The 17,040-nt window shown below is 68.5% G+C and carries 13 protein-coding genes and 1 other RNA gene; 8 read left to right on the forward strand and 6 right to left on the reverse strand.

The genetic code is table 11. The features are described from left to right. The first annotated feature begins 22 nt into the window (after nucleotides 1-22). Nucleotides 23-649: a hypothetical protein gene (locus NXI30_25105; GenBank protein MCR9097510.1), complete on the forward strand. Its 627-nt coding sequence runs from the start codon at nucleotides 23-25 to the stop codon at nucleotides 647-649. Between the two features lie 430 nt (nucleotides 650-1,079). Then, nucleotides 1,080-1,658 (forward strand): PEP-CTERM sorting domain-containing protein, encoded by a 579-nt coding sequence (locus NXI30_25110; protein MCR9097511.1) that lies wholly within the window; start codon nucleotides 1,080-1,082, stop codon nucleotides 1,656-1,658. A 102-nt stretch (nucleotides 1,659-1,760) separates the two neighbouring features. Here the strand turns inward: NXI30_25110 and NXI30_25115 are convergent, their stop codons facing one another. The 3 genes from NXI30_25115 to NXI30_25125 all read right to left on the reverse strand — a co-directional run bounded on the left by NXI30_25115 (nucleotide 1,761) and on the right by NXI30_25125 (nucleotide 7,627). Beyond that, complete coding sequence (locus NXI30_25115; GenBank protein ID MCR9097512.1) at nucleotides 1,761-3,059, reverse strand: hypothetical protein; 1,299 nt, start codon at nucleotides 3,057-3,059, stop codon at nucleotides 1,761-1,763. 194 nt (nucleotides 3,060-3,253) lie between these two features. Continuing rightward, nucleotides 3,254-4,819 carry a sigma-70 family RNA polymerase sigma factor gene (locus NXI30_25120; GenBank protein MCR9097513.1) on the reverse strand — a complete coding sequence of 522 codons (1,566 nt, stop codon included), beginning with the start codon at nucleotides 4,817-4,819 and terminating at the stop codon, nucleotides 3,254-3,256. A gap of 1,032 nt (nucleotides 4,820-5,851) precedes the next feature. Then, nucleotides 5,852-7,627, reverse strand: a complete 1,776-nt coding sequence (locus tag NXI30_25125; protein ID MCR9097514.1) for an SLC13 family permease — start codon at nucleotides 7,625-7,627, stop codon at nucleotides 5,852-5,854. Between the two features lie 113 nt (nucleotides 7,628-7,740). On the opposite strand from NXI30_25125, the gene NXI30_25130 reads away from it, so the two are divergent. Continuing rightward, nucleotides 7,741-8,835: a GNAT family N-acetyltransferase gene (locus tag NXI30_25130; protein MCR9097515.1), complete on the forward strand. Its 1,095-nt coding sequence runs from the start codon at nucleotides 7,741-7,743 to the stop codon at nucleotides 8,833-8,835. Between the two features lie 120 nt (nucleotides 8,836-8,955). Here the strand turns inward: NXI30_25130 and rnpB are convergent. After that, nucleotides 8,956-9,381: RNase P RNA component class A (gene rnpB, locus NXI30_25135), an RNA gene on the reverse strand. 142 nt (nucleotides 9,382-9,523) lie between these two features. Between rnpB and NXI30_25140 the strand changes: the two genes are divergently transcribed. From NXI30_25140 to NXI30_25160, 5 genes are all read left to right on the forward strand, one after another. Beyond that, complete coding sequence (locus NXI30_25140) at nucleotides 9,524-10,267, forward strand: winged helix-turn-helix transcriptional regulator (GenBank protein ID MCR9097516.1); 744 nt, start codon at nucleotides 9,524-9,526, stop codon at nucleotides 10,265-10,267. An 82-nt stretch (nucleotides 10,268-10,349) separates the two neighbouring features. Next, nucleotides 10,350-11,444, forward strand: a complete 1,095-nt coding sequence (locus NXI30_25145) for an acyl-CoA dehydrogenase family protein (protein ID MCR9097517.1) — start codon at nucleotides 10,350-10,352, stop codon at nucleotides 11,442-11,444. A 147-nt stretch (nucleotides 11,445-11,591) separates the two neighbouring features. Beyond that, entirely contained in the window at nucleotides 11,592-12,782 is a 1,191-nt protein-coding gene (locus NXI30_25150; protein ID MCR9097518.1) for an acyl-CoA dehydrogenase family protein, read from the forward strand. Nucleotides 12,783-13,154: 372 nt separating this feature from the next. Continuing rightward, entirely contained in the window at nucleotides 13,155-14,048 is an 894-nt protein-coding gene (locus NXI30_25155; GenBank protein MCR9097519.1) for a sulfotransferase, read from the forward strand. Between the two features lie 171 nt (nucleotides 14,049-14,219). Continuing rightward, nucleotides 14,220-15,596 (forward strand): MFS transporter, encoded by a 1,377-nt coding sequence (locus NXI30_25160; protein ID MCR9097520.1) that lies wholly within the window; start codon nucleotides 14,220-14,222, stop codon nucleotides 15,594-15,596. 39 nt (nucleotides 15,597-15,635) lie between these two features. Here the strand turns inward: NXI30_25160 and NXI30_25165 are convergent, their stop codons facing one another. Together NXI30_25165 and NXI30_25170 are read right to left on the reverse strand one after the other, a co-directional pair. Further along, complete coding sequence (locus tag NXI30_25165) at nucleotides 15,636-16,472, reverse strand: amidohydrolase (GenBank protein MCR9097521.1); 837 nt, start codon at nucleotides 16,470-16,472, stop codon at nucleotides 15,636-15,638. Nucleotides 16,473-16,482: 10 nt separating this feature from the next. Next, nucleotides 16,483-16,893, reverse strand: coding sequence for a cupin domain-containing protein (locus NXI30_25170; GenBank protein MCR9097522.1), 411 nt, complete (start codon nucleotides 16,891-16,893; stop codon nucleotides 16,483-16,485). Nucleotides 16,894-17,040 lie beyond the last annotated feature (147 nt).

A 17,040-nucleotide genomic window follows, 5' to 3' on the forward strand; every position in this document is an offset into this window, starting at 1 on the left:
CCCTTGATTCAAGGGGACCCCAATGAACCTCCAAAGCGAAATCCGATTCGCCTCCTATCCGGGCATCCGCCCGCCGCGCCTCCCGAAGCGCAGCCGAGCCCGGATCCGCCTCGCGACCGTCGCCCTCGTGGTCGGTCTGCTCGCGAGCCTCGCCAGCGCGGCCTCCGCCGGCGATTCGCTCTGCCCGATGGCGGAGACGCCCCACGCAGAGCCCGGCGCGCTCTTCGAGACGATCGAAGCCGCCGCCGTCGACGCGCTGGCCCACGCCCACCACACGGCGCGGCCCGGCGACCGCGGGCGACTCCTGCTCGGAACGATCTACCGCGTGGGGGAGGCCTACGCCTACAGCCCGCCGATCCGCTCGGACGGCACGGTCTGGTCGTCGCGTCCGCCGGTCCTGCGCTTCGCGCTCCGCCCGGCCGACGTCGCCAGCTACGTGCTCCATCCGCGCTCCGGCTCGACCCGGATCGACCGCGCCAACGAGGCGCCGAACGCCAGCGAGCGTCGCGTCGTCGACGTGCTCGATCCACAGGAACGTCCGCTCTTCGTGCTGACGCCGAGCCGGCGAGTCGTCCGCTACGGAGACCGGGTCACGACCGAGGTTGCGATCCGACCGGTCGAGCCGGTCCTGGTCGCCGCGGCGCGTTAGTCGAAGCGACGTAGCGGAGCCGATCGTGCGGATTCCCCCTGACCGGCTGTTTACCCGGTCGGGGGGTGTTCCGGCCTGCCTGGATGGCGGTCTTCGTCTCGTAAGGCGGGAAAACAGTGCCACGAGCGGCCGATCCTGGTCACTTCCTGGGGAGCGTTCCACCCCAGGAGACCGAGTCGACGTGCGAGTGATCCCCTCCCGCAGCCGAGCCAGGCTGCCGAGTACTCGATCCGCTTCCGGACGAACCGGTCGAGGGTGGAGCAGGACCGCTCTGCTCCCTGCCGTTCTCGTTGGACTGCTCATTTCGTCGGTCGCTTCGGCGCAGATTTCGAACGTCTCGTTCGCGATCAATACAGATCCCGCAGGTTCGGCTCCGCCCGAAACGGAGCTCGGCTCTCACAATGAGCATCTGTCTGGACTGGCCCCTCCCGTGTCCTACCAGAACCTGCTGACGTCGACGAACGGCTCCGGTGCCTTCATCAGCGGGTCGATCGACGCCTTCGCGGGGCTCTCGAGCGCGGGTGGCACCGGCAGTGCCAACCTGACCAACTCTGGACCGAGCTCCTACGAGTTCTACTCCGGCCTGTCGATCTTCGATTTCCTGGTTACGCCGACGGAGGACACCCTCACCCGTCTCCGGGGCAGCCTCGAGGTCTCAGGAGGGACGGGGGATCCGATCCACGGCAATCGACAGGTCGCTCGATACCAGGTTCACCAGGTCATCGTTCCCGACGTCTTCGAGACGCTCGTCGAGGAGCAGGAGATCACGGTTCCCGGCCAGCTCGCCTTCGATCGGCAGGTCTTCATGCAGGCCGGAAACACCTACAAGGTGACCGGCTACGCGTGGGTGTTCGCGGGGGCTCTCGTCAACTCGTTCGCGACCCACGCGACTGCGAGCTGGGACCTCACGTTCTCGGTGGTCCCCGAACCGTCGACGGCCCTCCTGCTCGGGCTCGGACTCGTTGCGCTGTCGAGCCGGCGACCTTCGGCGGGCGCGCGAATCCGCTGAGCGGAGTACTGGATCACCGGGGCAGGGCCAGTACTCTCGTGTGCATGCCTGCAAAGTCGAGCCCGAACGGAGGAACGGCCCCGCTCATCCGAGCGGGGGCCTTCATTCGTTAGGAGCAGGTCGGCGGCGGCCTCGACTCGTGGCGACGACCGCAACGATCGTGATCCACAGGGCGTGCCCGACCCGGGGCTCCGGTACGGTCAGCACGCCGTAGCCGTTCGCGTCCGCGCCCGTTCCGAGCGTCGGCCCGGTGCACGAGAGGGACGCCCAGGTCGTGCAACCGCTGATCGGCGTGCGTGCACCGGTCAGCGCGTCCACCCGGAAGATCCGATCCACTCCCCCGTCTTCCGACGTCACGAAGTCGAAGGAGGGCAGCGCGGCGAGCGCTTCGAGGTTGGCGAACGGATCCCCGACCCCGATCGGAGCGCAGGTCGGGTCGTCTCCGGAGAGCACGGCGCGATCGCCGGTCGCGCGATCGATCTCCATGACCGTCCCGCCGAAGCACGGAGCGCCGACGTGCGGCATGCGGGAAGCGACGGTCGTCTCCCCGGCGTCGAGGGGGACGACGCTGTGGGCGAAGCCCGGGACGGGTCCGCTGCCCACGATGCTGCCGATGCAGGCCCCACCGGACGTCGTTTCACAGCCGCTCAATACGGTCCGATTTCCGGTGGTCGGGTCGACCTCGATCAGCCGGCCGATTCCCGAGTCGCCGTCTGCGACGAGGAGGGTGCCGTCCCGGGTGGCGAAGAGGCCGTTGATTTCGACGAAGGGGTCGCCGGCGCCGCTGATCGTCTGGCAATCGATGTCGTAGCCGGAGAGGACGGTCCGGTCGCCCGTCGTCGGGTCGATCTGGAGCACTCCCTCGGCGGCGAATCCGCAGCCGGAATAGGACACGCCGACCACGAAGTCGCCCGCCTCGAGGGCGGGGGGATTCGCCGTGGCCGTCGTGATGGTCACGACGTCGCCGAGGAGCGTCCCGAGCGGTCCGGAGCCGATGACGCTCCCGCTGCAGGTTCCGGTGCTCGTGGTGTCGCAGCCCGACACGACGGTCCCCACGCCGTCCGGGAACGAGAGGCGAAGCAGGCGGCTCGGGAGTCCGTTGCCGTCCGCCACCAGGACGCTCCCGGTACTCGGCTCCCAGCCGAGTCGGTAGATGAAGGTCGGGAGCTCTCCGCTTCCGATCGACGTGCAGACGCCGCCGTCGTCGACGAGTCCGACGAGGATCCGACGATCGCCCGTCGTCGGGTCGACCTGCATCACGCCGTTGGAGAACGAGCCGCCGCAGCTGAAGGACGATTCGACGAAGACGAGCGGCGTCGTCTGGGCCCGCGCGGCGCCCACTGGAAGCAGCGCGAAGGAGAGCGACGCCACGCCCAGAAGGAGCAGAAAGTTGAATCGCATCCGCCTAGCGTGAGCCCTCCGACCTTCCGCTGTCAAGCAGATCCTCCACTGCTCCAACCCCATCCGATCCGAAACAAAGAACGCCCCCGCTCATCCGAGCGGGGGCGTTCGTTCGTTCTGGCTTCCGAGCCCTCAGCGCAAGAAGCGCCGCCGCCAGGCGGCGCTTCGAGAGGCGCGCAGCGCCGATCGGTAGATCAGGGCTCGAGAATCGGATGAAGCCGCTGCGCCGGCTGCGTCTCGCGCAGCTTCTTGAGCGCTCGCGCCTCGAGCTGCCGTACGCGTTCTCGAGACAGCCCGAGGGACTGGCCGATCTGCTCGAGGGTGTGCTCCTCCTCGCCGCCGAGGCCGTAGCGAAGGCGGAGGATGAGCTGCTCGCGCGGGGTGAGGCTGCCGATCAGGGAGCCGACGCCCATGCGCATGCGGTCGCCGTCGATGTCGCCGTCGGGGCGATCCGCGGTCGCGTCCGGCACGAAGTCCTCGAGGCGCTTCTCCGTCCCGGCCACGTTCGATTCGAGGGAGATCGCCTCTCGGCTCAGCCGGTCGAGGGCCTCGAGCGAGTCCGTGTCCGTCCCGAGCGCCGGAGCGAGCTCCGCCGGGGTGGGCTCACGACCGAGCTTGCCGGTGAGCTCCGCACGCACGCGCTGGCTCCGCTGGAGCCGGTCGTGCACGTGAGAGGGCAGGCGGATCGTGCGCGAGTGGTTCTGGATCGCCCGGACGAGCGCCTGACGGATCCACCACACGGCATAGGTCGAGAACTTGAAGCCGCGGCGGTGGTCGAACTTCTCGACCGCGCGGATCAGCCCCAGGTTGCCTTCCTGGATCAGGTCGGGAAACGACAGACCCAGGTTCCGGTAGTCCTTGGCGATCGCGACGACGAGCTTCAGGTTGTGCTCGATGAAGCGGTTCTTGACCGTCGACATCTGGTCCTGCGCGTCCTGGACGGCATTCGTCAGCTCGATCATCCGCTTCTTCTCGACGCCGGCTTCGACCTCGAGCTCCGCGAGCTTCTTCGTGCGCTTGCGCGCCCGTCGCATCTCGCGCGTCAGATCGATCGACTTCTCGCGAAGCTCATGCAGGACCGCCAGCGAGAGCTGCGCGGAGTGCATCTCCTTGGCGATCTTCACGTCGACCTTCTCGAGGGTCGCCGTATAGGCGAGTCCGGACTTGTCGATCTTCTTCTCGCGGTCGTTCAGCTGGGTCCGGAGCTTCTTCACAGCGCGCTCGACGCGTGCCGCGATCTCGCCGGTCTCCTCGTCGCCGACCGACTCGGAGAGCTTGGCACCGGTATGGGAGAGCGCGCGCAGCGCGTCCCAGCGCGCGACCACGTGCTTGGCCGAGACCGGAATCGCGTACAGCGCATCACGCAGCGCGGCCGTCGCGGCCTCGAGATCCTTCGCGAGGACGACTTCTTCTTCGCGCTTGAGCGTGCGCGTGCCGCCGATCTCCTGGAAGTAGGACTCGAGCGGGCGCCGCTCGCGGCCGGGATCGAGCTCCTCGGCCGAGACCACGGCCTGCGCGCCCATCGTGGGCTGCGCCGCCTTCTCGTCCTTCTTCTTGCCGTCGTCTTCGGTCGCGGCGGCGGCCGCTTCCTTCTTCGTCACTTCCTTCTTCGCAGCGGCCTTCTTGGGGGCCGCCGCCTTCGACGAGGCCTTGGCCTTGGCCTTGGTCTCGGCGGCAGGTGTGGCCTTCGCCTTGGCGGCCGCCTTCTTGGCCGGAGCCTTCGAAGCGGAAGTGGTGCTCTTCTTCTTCTGGGTTGCCAACGGGGATCCTCTCAGTCCGGTGTGGCTCTCTATGGATACCACCCGGAGGGGTCTGGTTCGACACATCCGTCATCGGGAAGGGCGCGTGGTGCCATTTTGGCAGGACGCGACCGGTGCGGGTGCATTTTCTGCAGGTTCGAACGCGCGAAACGCCTGTTCGGGAATGAGTCACGTCATACGAGTGCGCAACTCGGTTGAAGTGTCCGACTTCAGTCGGGCCCGCTTCGGTGCTCCGGGTCTTTGCTTCCGCGCGGTCGGTGATGTCGCGCCGGGAGAGCAGAGGAACCGTCGAGAGCAGAGTGCTCCGGAGAGCGGGGCCTGGGGGAAGTTGGGGTCCGGGTCGATCGAGAGCGGCCCGCAAGGGGTCGACTCGCCGCTCGAGCCCTTCCTCAGAGGATGTCTAAGTAGCCTGATAATGATTGAATTTCACCTATTTAGCCAGCGAATTTCTTGTCTGGGCCCGGATTGATTCGTTCGATCGTCGAATCCCGGGGCGGGACCCTCGCGCCTCAGAGCGCAATCTCGAAACCCATCCGGAAGGTCTCGCCCAAGTCAGTGCGCCAGAGCGGCTCGGAGGTGATGGGGGACGCCCTCGATTGCCGACACCGGACCACCGCGGAAGACGATTTCCTTTGATTCGGTGTGGTTCCCCGATCAGCGATGTGGCGGATTCCCCGACGAGACGGCTCGGCCTGCGCCGGGGCTGCCTGTCCGGCACGCCTCCGCTGCCTGAGTCGGCACCCGACCGGCAACGGTTCCGCCCGAATCGCCCGTTCGAGACCCCGATTCGCCCGAATCGCCCCCGAAGAACCCCCGACGACCTGATCTGCACCCTAGCCGCCGATCCGCGCGCAAGAAGTGCAGTCGGGCCTCTCGGCGCCCCAGCGTTTCGAGCCGTCCCTTCCCGAGCGCTCAGCGCGAGCGGCCACGAATCGCCCCTCCAGAGCCTTCAGCGCAACACGAGTCCCATGGAGGGACTCGTCGAGAGGCGCCCCGCGCCGACCAGGAAGGCGCGCCCCGCGCCGACCCGCCTCAGAAAGGCCAGATCCGCGGGATCGCCGTCAGGGCGACGGCCATGCAGACCAGATCGAGGGGGATCCCGATCCGCAGGAAGTCGCCGAAGCGGTGGGCGCCGGCGCCGTACACGATCAGGTGGGTCTGGTAGCTGATCGGGAAGGCGAAGGCGCAGGCGGAGCCGATCGCGACGGTCATCACGAAGGGCATCGGGTCGACGCCCAGCTGCTGCGACGCGGCGAGCGAGATCGGGAACATGATCGCCACGGCGGCGTTGTGATGCAGCGTTTCGGCCATGACGAGGCAGAGCGCGTAGATCGCGATCAGGGTCGCCATCGGTCCGACCTGGCCGACGAGCTTCACGAGACCCGACGCGACGAACTGGGCGGCGCCGGACTTGTCCATCGCGTTGGCGACGCCGAGCCCGCAGCCGATCGTGATCAGCACCGACCAGTCGACGGCTTCCCGCGCCTCCGAGGCGGAGATGCAGCGCGCCCCGATCAGCGCCGCGACGGTCACGAAGGCGGCGATCGAGATGTGGATCCCGCCGACGCTCACCGCGAGGACCATGGCGACGAGGATGCCGAGGGCGGTCCGGGCGTGCTCGAAGGCCGGGGCCGGGGCGCCCGGGAGCTCGCTCGCGAGATAGAAGTCGCGGCTGTTGCGGTGGAGCTCCATGAACTTCGGCGCGCACTGCATGAGCAGCGTGTCGCCCGGACGGAGCTGGATGTCGCCGATCTTGCCCTGGACGCGCTCCGCATTGCGGTGGACGGCGATCACGACCGCGTCGTAGACCGCGCGGAAGTTGCTCTGCTTGACGGTCTGGCCGATCAGCGGCGACGAGGCCGAGACGACGGCCTCGACCATCGGCCGATTCCGGCCGCCGGGGAGGCTGTCGAGCAGCTCCTCCTTCGCGGCCGGCTCGAGTCCTCGCGTGCGCTGGAGGTCGAGGATCGTGGACACCACGCCCGCGAAGACCAGGATGTCGCCGCTCTGCAGGATCTGATCGGGTGAGACGGGTGTGATCAGCCGGTCGCCGCGGTCGATCTCGACGAGGAAGAGTCCGGGCAGGTTCCGGAGGTTCGCCTCTTCGACGGTCTGGCCGTCGAGCGGGCTGTCGCCGGTCACGCGCATCGCCGCGGTGTACTCCCGGGTGCGATCGTTCAGCTCCTCCGGCGCGTCCATCCGGTTCGGCAGGAGCGAGGGCGCGACCAGGACGAGGAAGAGCAGGCCGACGGTGGCGATCAGGATCCCGACCGGGGCGGGCTCGAAGAAGCTCCAGCGCGGCAGGCCGGCTTCGTGGACGAGGCCCACGATGGTCAGGATCGTGCTCGTGCCGATGATGGTGCAGGTGCTGCCCAGGATCGAAGCGTACGACAGCGGGATCAGGAACTTCGTCGCCGGGCGCTGATTTCGCTGGGCCCAGTCGATCACCGTCGGCGTCATCATCGCGACGATCGGCGCGTTGTTGAGGAAGCCCGAGAGCGCCGCGACGGGGATCGTCATCCGGCTGAGGGACCGCCGCGTGCCCTTGAAGCGGCCGAGCACCCGGCCGAGGGTCATCTCGAGGGCACCGGTCTCGCGCAGCGCGGCGGAGACGATGAAGAGGGCGCCGATCGCCGCGACGACCGGGTTCGCGAAGCCCGCGAAGGTCTCGACAGGGGACAGGATTCCGGCGGCCCCGAGACAGATCAGCGTCGCCATCAGCACCAGATCCGGTGCGGCGAGTTCGCGGACCATCGCCGTGAGGGCCAGCGCGACGAGCCCGAGGGTGAAGACGATCTGCCAGTCCATCCGGCCCGCACGATACCGCAGTTGCCCCCCGCGGAAGGCCAATCTGGCGCGGCGGGCGGATCTCCCCGGCGCCCAGAGCGCGGGCTCCGGGGATCCGTCAAACTCCCGCCGTCATGCGCGACGTCCTTCGAACCTTCAGTGAGCGCGAGTTCTATCTCGGCGAGTTTCGGGGGCGGACGATCGGGATCGCGTGGCCCGCGACCGAGGTGCCCGCCGAGCAGCCCCTCGCCGGGGTGGTCGAGGAGCTGTCGTCGAACGGGTCCCGGGTCGTCGTGCTGAGCCCGGTCGAGGAGGTCTTCGTGGTGGCCGGGCTCGGGGCGCCGGTCGATGCGTCGGCTTCCGCCTACGCCCCGGCCGTATGGCGCGACCTGCGCGAGCGCGGCGCGGCAGGGCTGCGGGTCGCCGCGGAGGGATTCGCATCGAGCTGCGTGGAGATCGCGCGGACGCTGCGGCTCGCCAAGGTGGTCTGGATCCAGTCGAGGCCGCCGGTCGAGCGGATCGCGGGCGACGGGCGCGTGTCCGTCGTCGATCTCGCGCATCTGGCGCCGCTGCTCGATTCGGAAGCGGGGGAGATCGACGGGACTCCCGTGCATCGCGCCGGGGAGGACGCGCGGGAGCTGCTGGTCTCGATCCGCGACCTGATCGACGGGGGCGTGCCCTCCGTGAACGTCTGCGCGGCGGCGGACCTCGCCCGCGAGCTCTTCACCTACAACGGGGCCGGGACCTTCTTCACGCGTGATCGCTATGCGGAAGTCCGGCCGCTCGCGATCGACGACTACGATCTGGCGAACGACCTGATCGAGCGAGGGGAGGCGGATGGCTACCTGGCGCCGCGCAACGCGACCGCTCGGGACGCCGTGCTCGCCCACGGCGTCGGCGTCTTCATCGAAGGACGCTACCTCGCCGGGATCGGCGCGATCCTGCCCCATGCCGCCGACAACGCGGCGGAGCTCGTTTCGCTCTTCGCGCTCACCCGCTACGTCGGCGAGGGCGCGGGCGGCCAGATCGTGCGATACGCGATCGAGCGCGCGCGGGAGCAGGGCCTCGACTACCTGTTCAGCTGTACGACTTCCGAGCGGGTCGTGACCTTCTTCGAGCGGCACGGCTTTCGGCGCGTCGAGCCCGACGCCGTCCCGAAGGCGAAGTGGGACGACTACGACCCGGCGCGGCGGGCCCGGGTGCGTTGTCTCCGATTCGATCTCGGCTGATCCTTCGCCTGCGGGCGCGCGGCGGCGGGCGGGTTGCCTGCGCGCGCATCCGGTGCGGCTTCGATGCCCGTCGAAGCGCTCCGGGGATGGCCGAAGCTTCCTCCCGGAGGTCCGGTCGAGGACCGGAGCGGCCTGTAAGCCGGGTTCTGTCTCCGCGTCGGGTTGCCCCGACGCGGGAGAAGGTCATTCCTCTAGGCCGTCCATTGCTGGGCGGCTCGAGCACTCTCACCCGGACACCGCGCGAGACCGAGGCCTCGCGATCGGGCGGACCGCCCTCGACGATGTCCCTATTCGAGCTTGCTCCGGGAGGGGCTTGCCCCGCCGCCGGTCACCCGGCTGTCGCGCGTGGGCTCTTACCCCACGATTTCACCCTTACCTGTGACGGTCCCTCCCGTGAAGGAGGACGACGTCCATCGGCGGTGTGGTTTCTGCGGCGCTTTCCCTCGGGTCACCCCGGGTCGGCGTTACCGACCTCCCTGTCCTGCGGAGCCCGGACTTTCCTCCCGTGAACGTTCCGTGTTCACCGGCGACCTTCCGGCCACCTTCGGCGGGCGGCCGCATCCTATCTCGGGGTTGGAGGCTCGGCACCCGCTGCTCGAGGACGGGAGGCTCGGACTGACGCCGGTCCCGCACTGACTCGGAGTTTTCTGTGGCAAGTCTAATCAGTATCCATAAGATACTGCCCGCGATGTCGGAAGCGCTCCCCGAACAGACAGCCGAGACCCGCGAGACGGAGACCCCCGCCCGCCGAGGCGAGATCCTGCGGCCGAGCCAGATCTTCGATCCGGTGGCCCGGGCCCTCGACGTGCTGGGGGACCGCTGGACCCTGGTCCTGGTGCGCCAGCTGCTGAACGGGCCGAAGGGCTTCCAGGAGCTCCGCGTGCGAACCGGGATCGCGCCGAAGGTGCTGTCCAGTCGCCTCCGTCAGCTCCGCGCGGACGGCTTCGTCGACACCGAGGAACAGGGCAGCCGCTCGCTCTACCGCGTGACCCACAAGGGCGAGACCCTCGCGCCGATCATCGCCTCGATCGCGCGCTGGTGGGTCCGTGAGGGCATCGCCGTCCGCGACGTCGACGCGACCCAGTTCACCGAGACCTCGGCGCTCTCGGTCCTCGAAGTCCTGCCGAACCTGCTGCGCGAGGACCGCGCGCGGGACGCCCACGTCGTCTTCGAGATCCGGCTGACGGGCGAGGGCGGCGGCGTATGGACGGTCGAGATCGACGATGGCGTCTGCAGCGTCCGCGAGGACTTCGCCGCCGGCGCCGACGTCCGGTACACGGCGACCGCCCGCGACTGGTGCGCGGTCGCGATCGGCCTCCTCGACGCGAAGGAGGCCGTCAAGCGCGGCCTGCTCCACAAGGAGGGCGGTCCGCAGGCGATGGACGAGTTCTTCTTCCAGGTCGCGCGGCCCGCGGGCGCGGCGAAGGATTGATTCTGCGCCCGGCGTTCGGGCGAGAGCGATGATCAGAACCGGGTCGACCCATTCCGGGCGGCCACGAAGAGGAGAATCCCCCGTGATCTCATTTGGAATGTCCGAAGAGCAGGAGCTCGTGCGCGACGCGATGCGCGAGTTCGCTGCCGACGCGATCCGGCCGATCGCGCGTGAATGCGACGAGGCGGCGGCCGTCCCCGCCGACTTCCTCGAGACGGCCTGGATGCTGGGCCTGACCAGCACCCAGATCCCGGAGCAGTACGGCGGCGCCGGTGAAGAGCGCTCGCTCGTGACCAACGCGATCCTGCTCGAGGAGCTCGCCCACGGCGACGCCTCCCTCGCGATGGCGGCTCTCGCGCCTTCGCTCTTCGCCAACGCAATCCTCGACCACGGCACCGACGAGCAGAAGGCGGCGCTCCTGCCGCTCTTCTGCGGCGAGTCCTACGCCACCGGCGCGGTCGCGCTGACCGAGGCGGGGCCGCTCGCCGACGCGTCCCAGCCGCGCACGGAAGCCGAGCAGAAGGGCGAGAGCTTCATCCTCTCGGGTCGCAAGACGTTCGTCGCGATGGGCGACCGGGCGAGCCACTTCCTGGTGACGGCGCGCCTCGGCGACGACGTCGCCGCCTTCATCGTGCCTCGCGACGCCGCCGGCCTCGAGGTCACGGACGTCGAGCGCAAGATGGGCCTGCACGCGCTGCCGACGACCGGTCTCGAGCTCGAGCGGGTCGAGGTCGGGCAGGATGCGCTCCTCGGTGGAACGGAAGGCGCGGACGTCCAGGCGATCCTGAACGCGTCGCGGGTCGGCCTGGCGGCGGTGATGCTCGGCATGTCCCGCGCGGTGCTCGAGTACTGCGTGCCCTACACGAAGGATCGCGTCGCGTTCGACGAGCCGATCTCGAAGAAGCAGTCGATCGCGTTCCGCCTCGCCGAGATGCACGTCGAGCAGCACGCGCTTCGCCAGCTCGTCTGGCAGGGCGCGAGCCTGCTCGAGCACGGAGAGGACGCGACGAAGGCGGCCTGGCAGGCGCGGGCCTACGCGGCCGAGAAGAGCATGTGGATCGCCGACAACGGCGTCCAGATCCTCGGCGGCCACGGGTTCATCCGCGAGCACCCCGTCGAGATGTGGTTCCGCAACGCGCGAACCCTCGGCGTCATGGAAGGACTGGTTTCTCTCTGACGAGGCGGCGCGTGCGCGCCTCTTTCGGTCGGTGCTGACGCACCTCTCGACGCGTCCCTGAGCGGGACACGTCTTGCGCTGAGGGCTCATCTCAGGACCGAGGACCAATGATCCAGATCGCGACCGAGCGTCGCGATGGAGAAAGACATGATCGATTTTCGACTGACTGAGACGGACGAGGCGCATCTCGCGCGGACCTTCGCGGAGGGCGAGATCATTCGCCGCTACGCGCGCGAGGTGGACGAGAACGAGGCGGAGATGCCGCCGAACGTGCTGCCCGAGGCGGACGAGTTCTACGCGAACGCCCCGGCGCTGCCGGAGGTGGGCCCGGAGGACACCCAGGGGCCGGTGATGATGCTGCTGCAGATCATGGCCGGGAACTGGGGCGACTACTCGGTCCGCCTGCGCCGCAACACGAGCGGCGGTCTCGGAAACGCGGCGCTCTCTGCCGCCGGGACCGACGAGCAGAAGGAGAAGTGGGGCGGCCTGCTCCTCTCGATGGCGATCACCGAGCCCGGCTGCGGCTCCGATCCCTCGCGTGTGTCGACGACGGCGGTGCTCGACGAGGAGACCAACGAGTGGGTCCTGAACGGCGAGAAGATCTTCGTCACGACGGGCATCCGTGCCGACGGCGTCGTCATGTGGGCGACGATCGACAAGAGTGCCGGCCGGGCCGGCATCAAGTCGTTCCTCGTCGAGAAAGGCACGCCCGGCTTCGAGGTCCCGCACAAGGAGAAGAAGCTCGGCATCCGCGCGGACGACACCGCGGCCTACGTCTTCAGCGACTGCCGCATTCCGCGCGAGAACCTGCTCGGTCTCGACGAGACGATCCCGAAGGCGAGCTCCGGTGGCTTCCGCGGCGTCATGAAGACCTTCAACATGACGCGGCCGGCGACGGCGGCGATGGGTCTCGGCTGCGCCTGGGCGGCCATCGACCTGACCCGGGAGGCCCTCGAAGAGGCGGGCGTCGTGCTCGACTACACGACGGGTCCCGGCGGCCTCGGTCGACTCTCCGCGGCGGCGGAGAAGTTCATGCGCCTCGAGGCGCTCTTCGAAGCGTCGAAGCTCGCCACGCTCCAGTGCGGTTGGATGGCCGGCAAGGGTCTTCCCAACAACATGGAATCGTCGGTCTGCAAGGCGCACGCAGGCGGCGCGGTTCGCCAGATCACCCAGGGCTGCATCGAGATCCTGGGCTCGATCGGCGCTTCGCGTGAGCTGCTCCTCGAGAAGTGGATGCGCGACAGCCGGATCACGGACATCTACGAGGGCACGGGCGAGATCCAGCGCCTGATCATCGCCCGCGGTCTGCTCGACTACACCCGCCAGGACCTCAAGTAGAAGCGCTAGGCTCCCTACAGGCGAGTGTGTCAGCGGGCCTCGTGTCTACTGACGTGCGAGAGACCCCGTCCGGATTCCGGGCGGGGTCTTTGCGTCGTGAGTAGAGCGTCGTCCGCGCCACGCGCCGTCCTCGTGGCGAGCGTTGCTCGCCTGGGCGTCACTCGAGGCGAGGTCGGCCGACTCTGCGCCGGCTGGGGTGGAGTTCGTCCAGGGACTCGGGGTTTCGCCTGGTTTCCGGGTCAGAGCGGCCGGGAGGCTCAAGTAGGTCACCTACGCAATCGATGTGAAGACCACGCGCAACCGGGATGGATGAAGGCCAGCAGTCTCGAAGCCGGTACGCGATCTCCCGGGCAGAGTAGGACGAGGAAGCAGATGGTCGCGTCGACGAGCCTCGAGATGAACGCATTCTCGCTTCTCAATGCGACATTCAAGAGGCTGGGTTGGTCGAGGGGCTGGCAGCGCGCTTCGTCGGGCTTCGTCTTCGATTCCACGAAGCTGGCGTCGATCGATGACTCCGAGAAGCGTGTCTTCCAGATCGTCGGCGTGGCGAGGTCCGGCACGACCCTGCTGTGCCGCGCCATCGACCTGCATCCGGGCCTCGTTTGTTTCAACGAGCCCTTCAGCGATCTCTATCGCCACAATGAGTTCGCGAGATTTTCGGACGGTGACCGGTATCGAGCGTTCCCCACCGAGACCCTGGCCCGGCTCGCGAAGCGGGAAGGGAACGAGATGGTCGGCTTCAAGGAGACGTTTCGTGATCGGGCCGGCATCAGTCATTCGCTGATTTCCGAGCGGTTTCTGAAGGCGAACGAGAAGGACGGGGCGTGCAAGACGATCGCGGTCATGCGAGATCCCCGCGACGTGTGGTGTTCGCTCCTGGCCAACAACGAGCGTCTCGGTTCGCCGAGGATCTCGATGTCGGCGACCTTCACCGATACGTGGCTGAAGCTGGCGAAGTGGGTCGTCGAGCAGGACCTCTTTTTCGTGCGGTATGAGGACCTCGTCGAGCGATACGAGAGCGAGCTTCGCAGGGTCGTGCAATTCCTCGGGGTCGAGTTCCATCCCGAGATGCTCGACCGCAGCCTGGATCTGACTCTTCCGCCGAGTGGGACCGCTCCGACGAGTGGCGATCCACGAGCACTGAGCAGTCGACCGGTGACCGCGACCTCCGTGAACCGATTCGTCGATGACATCGACCATGAAGAGCGGAGCTTCATCGAGGCGGAGTGTGGCGAGGCCATGAGGGAGTTCGGTTACCCGGCCTAGGTGTCGCGCGCGCCGCTCGCCGGTATTCGACTCGATCTGGGCGCGCGGCTCTCGGCCAGATCGGCGGCAGGTCGTCGTCGGCTGCGCCGGAGACGCTTGCTGGCTCGCCCGCCAGGGGTATCGTCGCAGTCCTCGCGTCCGCCTCGGGCACGAGTGCTCGACGGAGCCGCCTTGTCGCCTCTCGATCCGCCCAGTTCGCCCCCGCCCCCGCAGTCGGCGCCGGACGCCCCCTACGGCTCACGCTATACGCTCTACGTCCTGGTGATGGTCCTGCTCACCATGGTCTTCAACAACATCGATCGCACGATGTTGTCGATCGTCGTCGACGACGTGAAGGCGGAGTTCGCGCTCTCCGACACGGAGCTGGGATTCCTGCTCGGTCCGGCCTTCGCCGTCGTCTACATCTTTCTCGTGCTCCCGCTCGGCCGCTACGCCGACACGACCGGCGTCCGCCGTACGATCATCTCCACCTGCCTGTTCGTCTGGAGCCTCTTCACGGTCACGACCGGATTCGTGACCTCGTACGCCCAGCTCGCCCTCATGCGGATGGGCGTCGGGGTCGGGGAGGCCGGGGCGACCGCGCCCTCGGTTTCCATGTTGGCGGACTACCTGCCGCCGGAGCGTCGGGCTTCGGGGATGTCGGTGATCTCGATGGGGGCCGTGATCGGGATGGGCATCGGGATGATGGCCGGTGGCTGGATCTCGGAGAGCTTCGGCTGGCGGGGCTCGTTCATCGCCGCAGGCGTCCCCGGCATCGTCCTCGCGATCCTCTTCCGGCTGACGATCCGGGAGCCCGCACGAGGCGGGAGCGAGGGGCGCACCACGACGACGGCGGGCGCGTTCCTGCCGAACCTGCGCGCGCTCTTCGGAACACGGACCTACCTCTACATCCTGTCCGCGAACGCCTTCACGCTCTTCGCGTCGATGGGCCGAAATCTCTGGGAGCCGGCGTTCCTGATGCGGACGTACGAGATGGGGCAGTTCCACGCCGGAACCTGGTACTTCCTCACGAGCCCGCTGCCTTCGATGCTCGGCATCTTTCTCGGAGGCTTCCTGGCAGATCGGTACGGCGAGCGCGACAAGCGTTGGTACTTGTGGGTGCCGGCGCTCGGTCTCCTCGCGAGCCCGCCGATCCTGGTCGCGTTCCTGCTCTGGCCGACGAGCGACGTGATCACGATGCCCGCTTTCCTCGCCGGGTCGATGTTCTCGGTCATGCCGGTCGCGCTCGTCTGGAGCCTCGTCGGGTCGATCTTGGGAGGCTTCTTCACGGCCCCGTTCATGTCGACGACGCAGGGCGTCGTGCCGCTCCGAATGCGCGCGTTCGCCGCGGCGATCTCGACCCTGCTCAGCACGCTGATCGGTCTCGCCGGGGGGCCCCTCGTCGTGGGCGCGCTCGCGGATGGGCTCGAACCCGAGTACGGGCGGGACGCGCTTCGCTACGCGCTGCTCTTCCCGACCCTGATCCCGATGATCAGCGGCGTGATCTGCCTCGCCGGGGCGCGCGAGGTCGCGGCGGATCTGGAACGGTCTCGCGATCTCGACGTCTGATCTGCGCCGCGGACGCACCGACCGTTCCGCCCGGTCCCCTCAGGCGAGCCCCGGCCAGAGTCGCCTCGCCGTCCCGGAGAGACAGGCCTCGGCCTGCGCAGCGGGGAGCGACTCGAAGGCCCGGCATCCGAGCGCGACGAGGTCCGCGTAGGGACGATCATGGGTCTGGCAATAATCCGAGCCCCACATCAGGCGCTCCGCGCCGAACCGGTCGACGAGCTCCCGGATCAGCGATGTCGCGCCCTCGGTGCGTTCCGCGTCGTCGAGATTGTGGGTCGAGACCTTGAGGTGGAGCGCTTCGAAGCGGGCGAGCGCGAAGAGCGCCTCTCTCGCCTGCGCATCCGCGAGTGCGAAGCCACAGTGGTCGAGGGAGATCGCCGTGTCGGGCTCGCGTTCGAGTACGCGTTCGAGCTCGGGGAGCTGTGGCGGCAGGATCGTGACGATCACGTGGGCGCCGCGACTCCGCGCGATCTCGAAGAGCGGGATCGTCGTGGGCTCCGCGAGCCAGGACGGACCCTCGCGGGCGAGGGCGAAGAGCCGGACGCCCTGCATCCCGCGATCGTCGAGCCAGTAGGCGAGGGTCTGGGCCGCGTCGCCGGCTTCGGCATCGATCGCACAGGCGGAGACGAAGCGCCCGGGCGTCGCGCGCGCGGCGTCGGCCGCGTAGTCGTTCTTCCAGGTATAGGCGCCGACGCCCTGGACGAGGATCGCCTGCGCTACGCCGCTCCCGTCCATGTCGCGGGCGAGGTCCTCGGCGCTCGCCGGTGCCTCGCGATACCACTCGCCGGACAGGTCACGCGGGTTCAGCGGGTAGCGATCAAGGTCGGGCGAGACGATGTGGGTATGACAGTCGACGATCGACGGGCGTGCGGACATCGGCCTCGGCTCAGAGCTCCGTGGTCGCTTCGCCGAGCCGGATCGTCAGGAACTCCATCCCCTCCGGTCCGCAGGTGAATCCGTACCGGTTCTTCGCCGGGATGACGATCGTGTCGTCCGCGCGGGCCTCGCCGAAGTCGCCGTCGAACGTGCACCCGCCGGAGAGCACGATCAGCATCTCGTCGTAGCTGTGGTGATGGGTCGGCACGCGGTAGCCGGCGGGGAGCTGCGATCGGTTCATGAAGAACCCGCCCTCGCCGCGCACGATCTTCTTGCGCCGCGCCCCGACCTTCTTCGCTTGCTCCACCAGCTCCTTCGGCGGCGCCGTCCCCGGCGCCGAGCTCTCGAGCGGCTTGTCCCAATCGATCTCGCGATACGCCAGAATCTTCGCCGGCGGCGGCGCCGTCGTCTCGTCACTCATCGAAATCTCCTCCCGCCCCGGATCCACCCCCGGAGCCCTCAGCGCAAGAAGCGCCGCCCCAAGCGGCGCTTCGAGAGGCGCGTCCGCGCCGACCTGAAATCGAGCCCTCAGCGCAAGCCCGCGCCGCCGAAAGCGCGGGCGAGAGGC

It is taken from the genome of bacterium (genome assembly GCA_024742285.1).
In the GTDB taxonomy this organism is placed as follows: Bacteria; Myxococcota_A; UBA9160; order UBA9160; family UBA4427; genus UBA4427.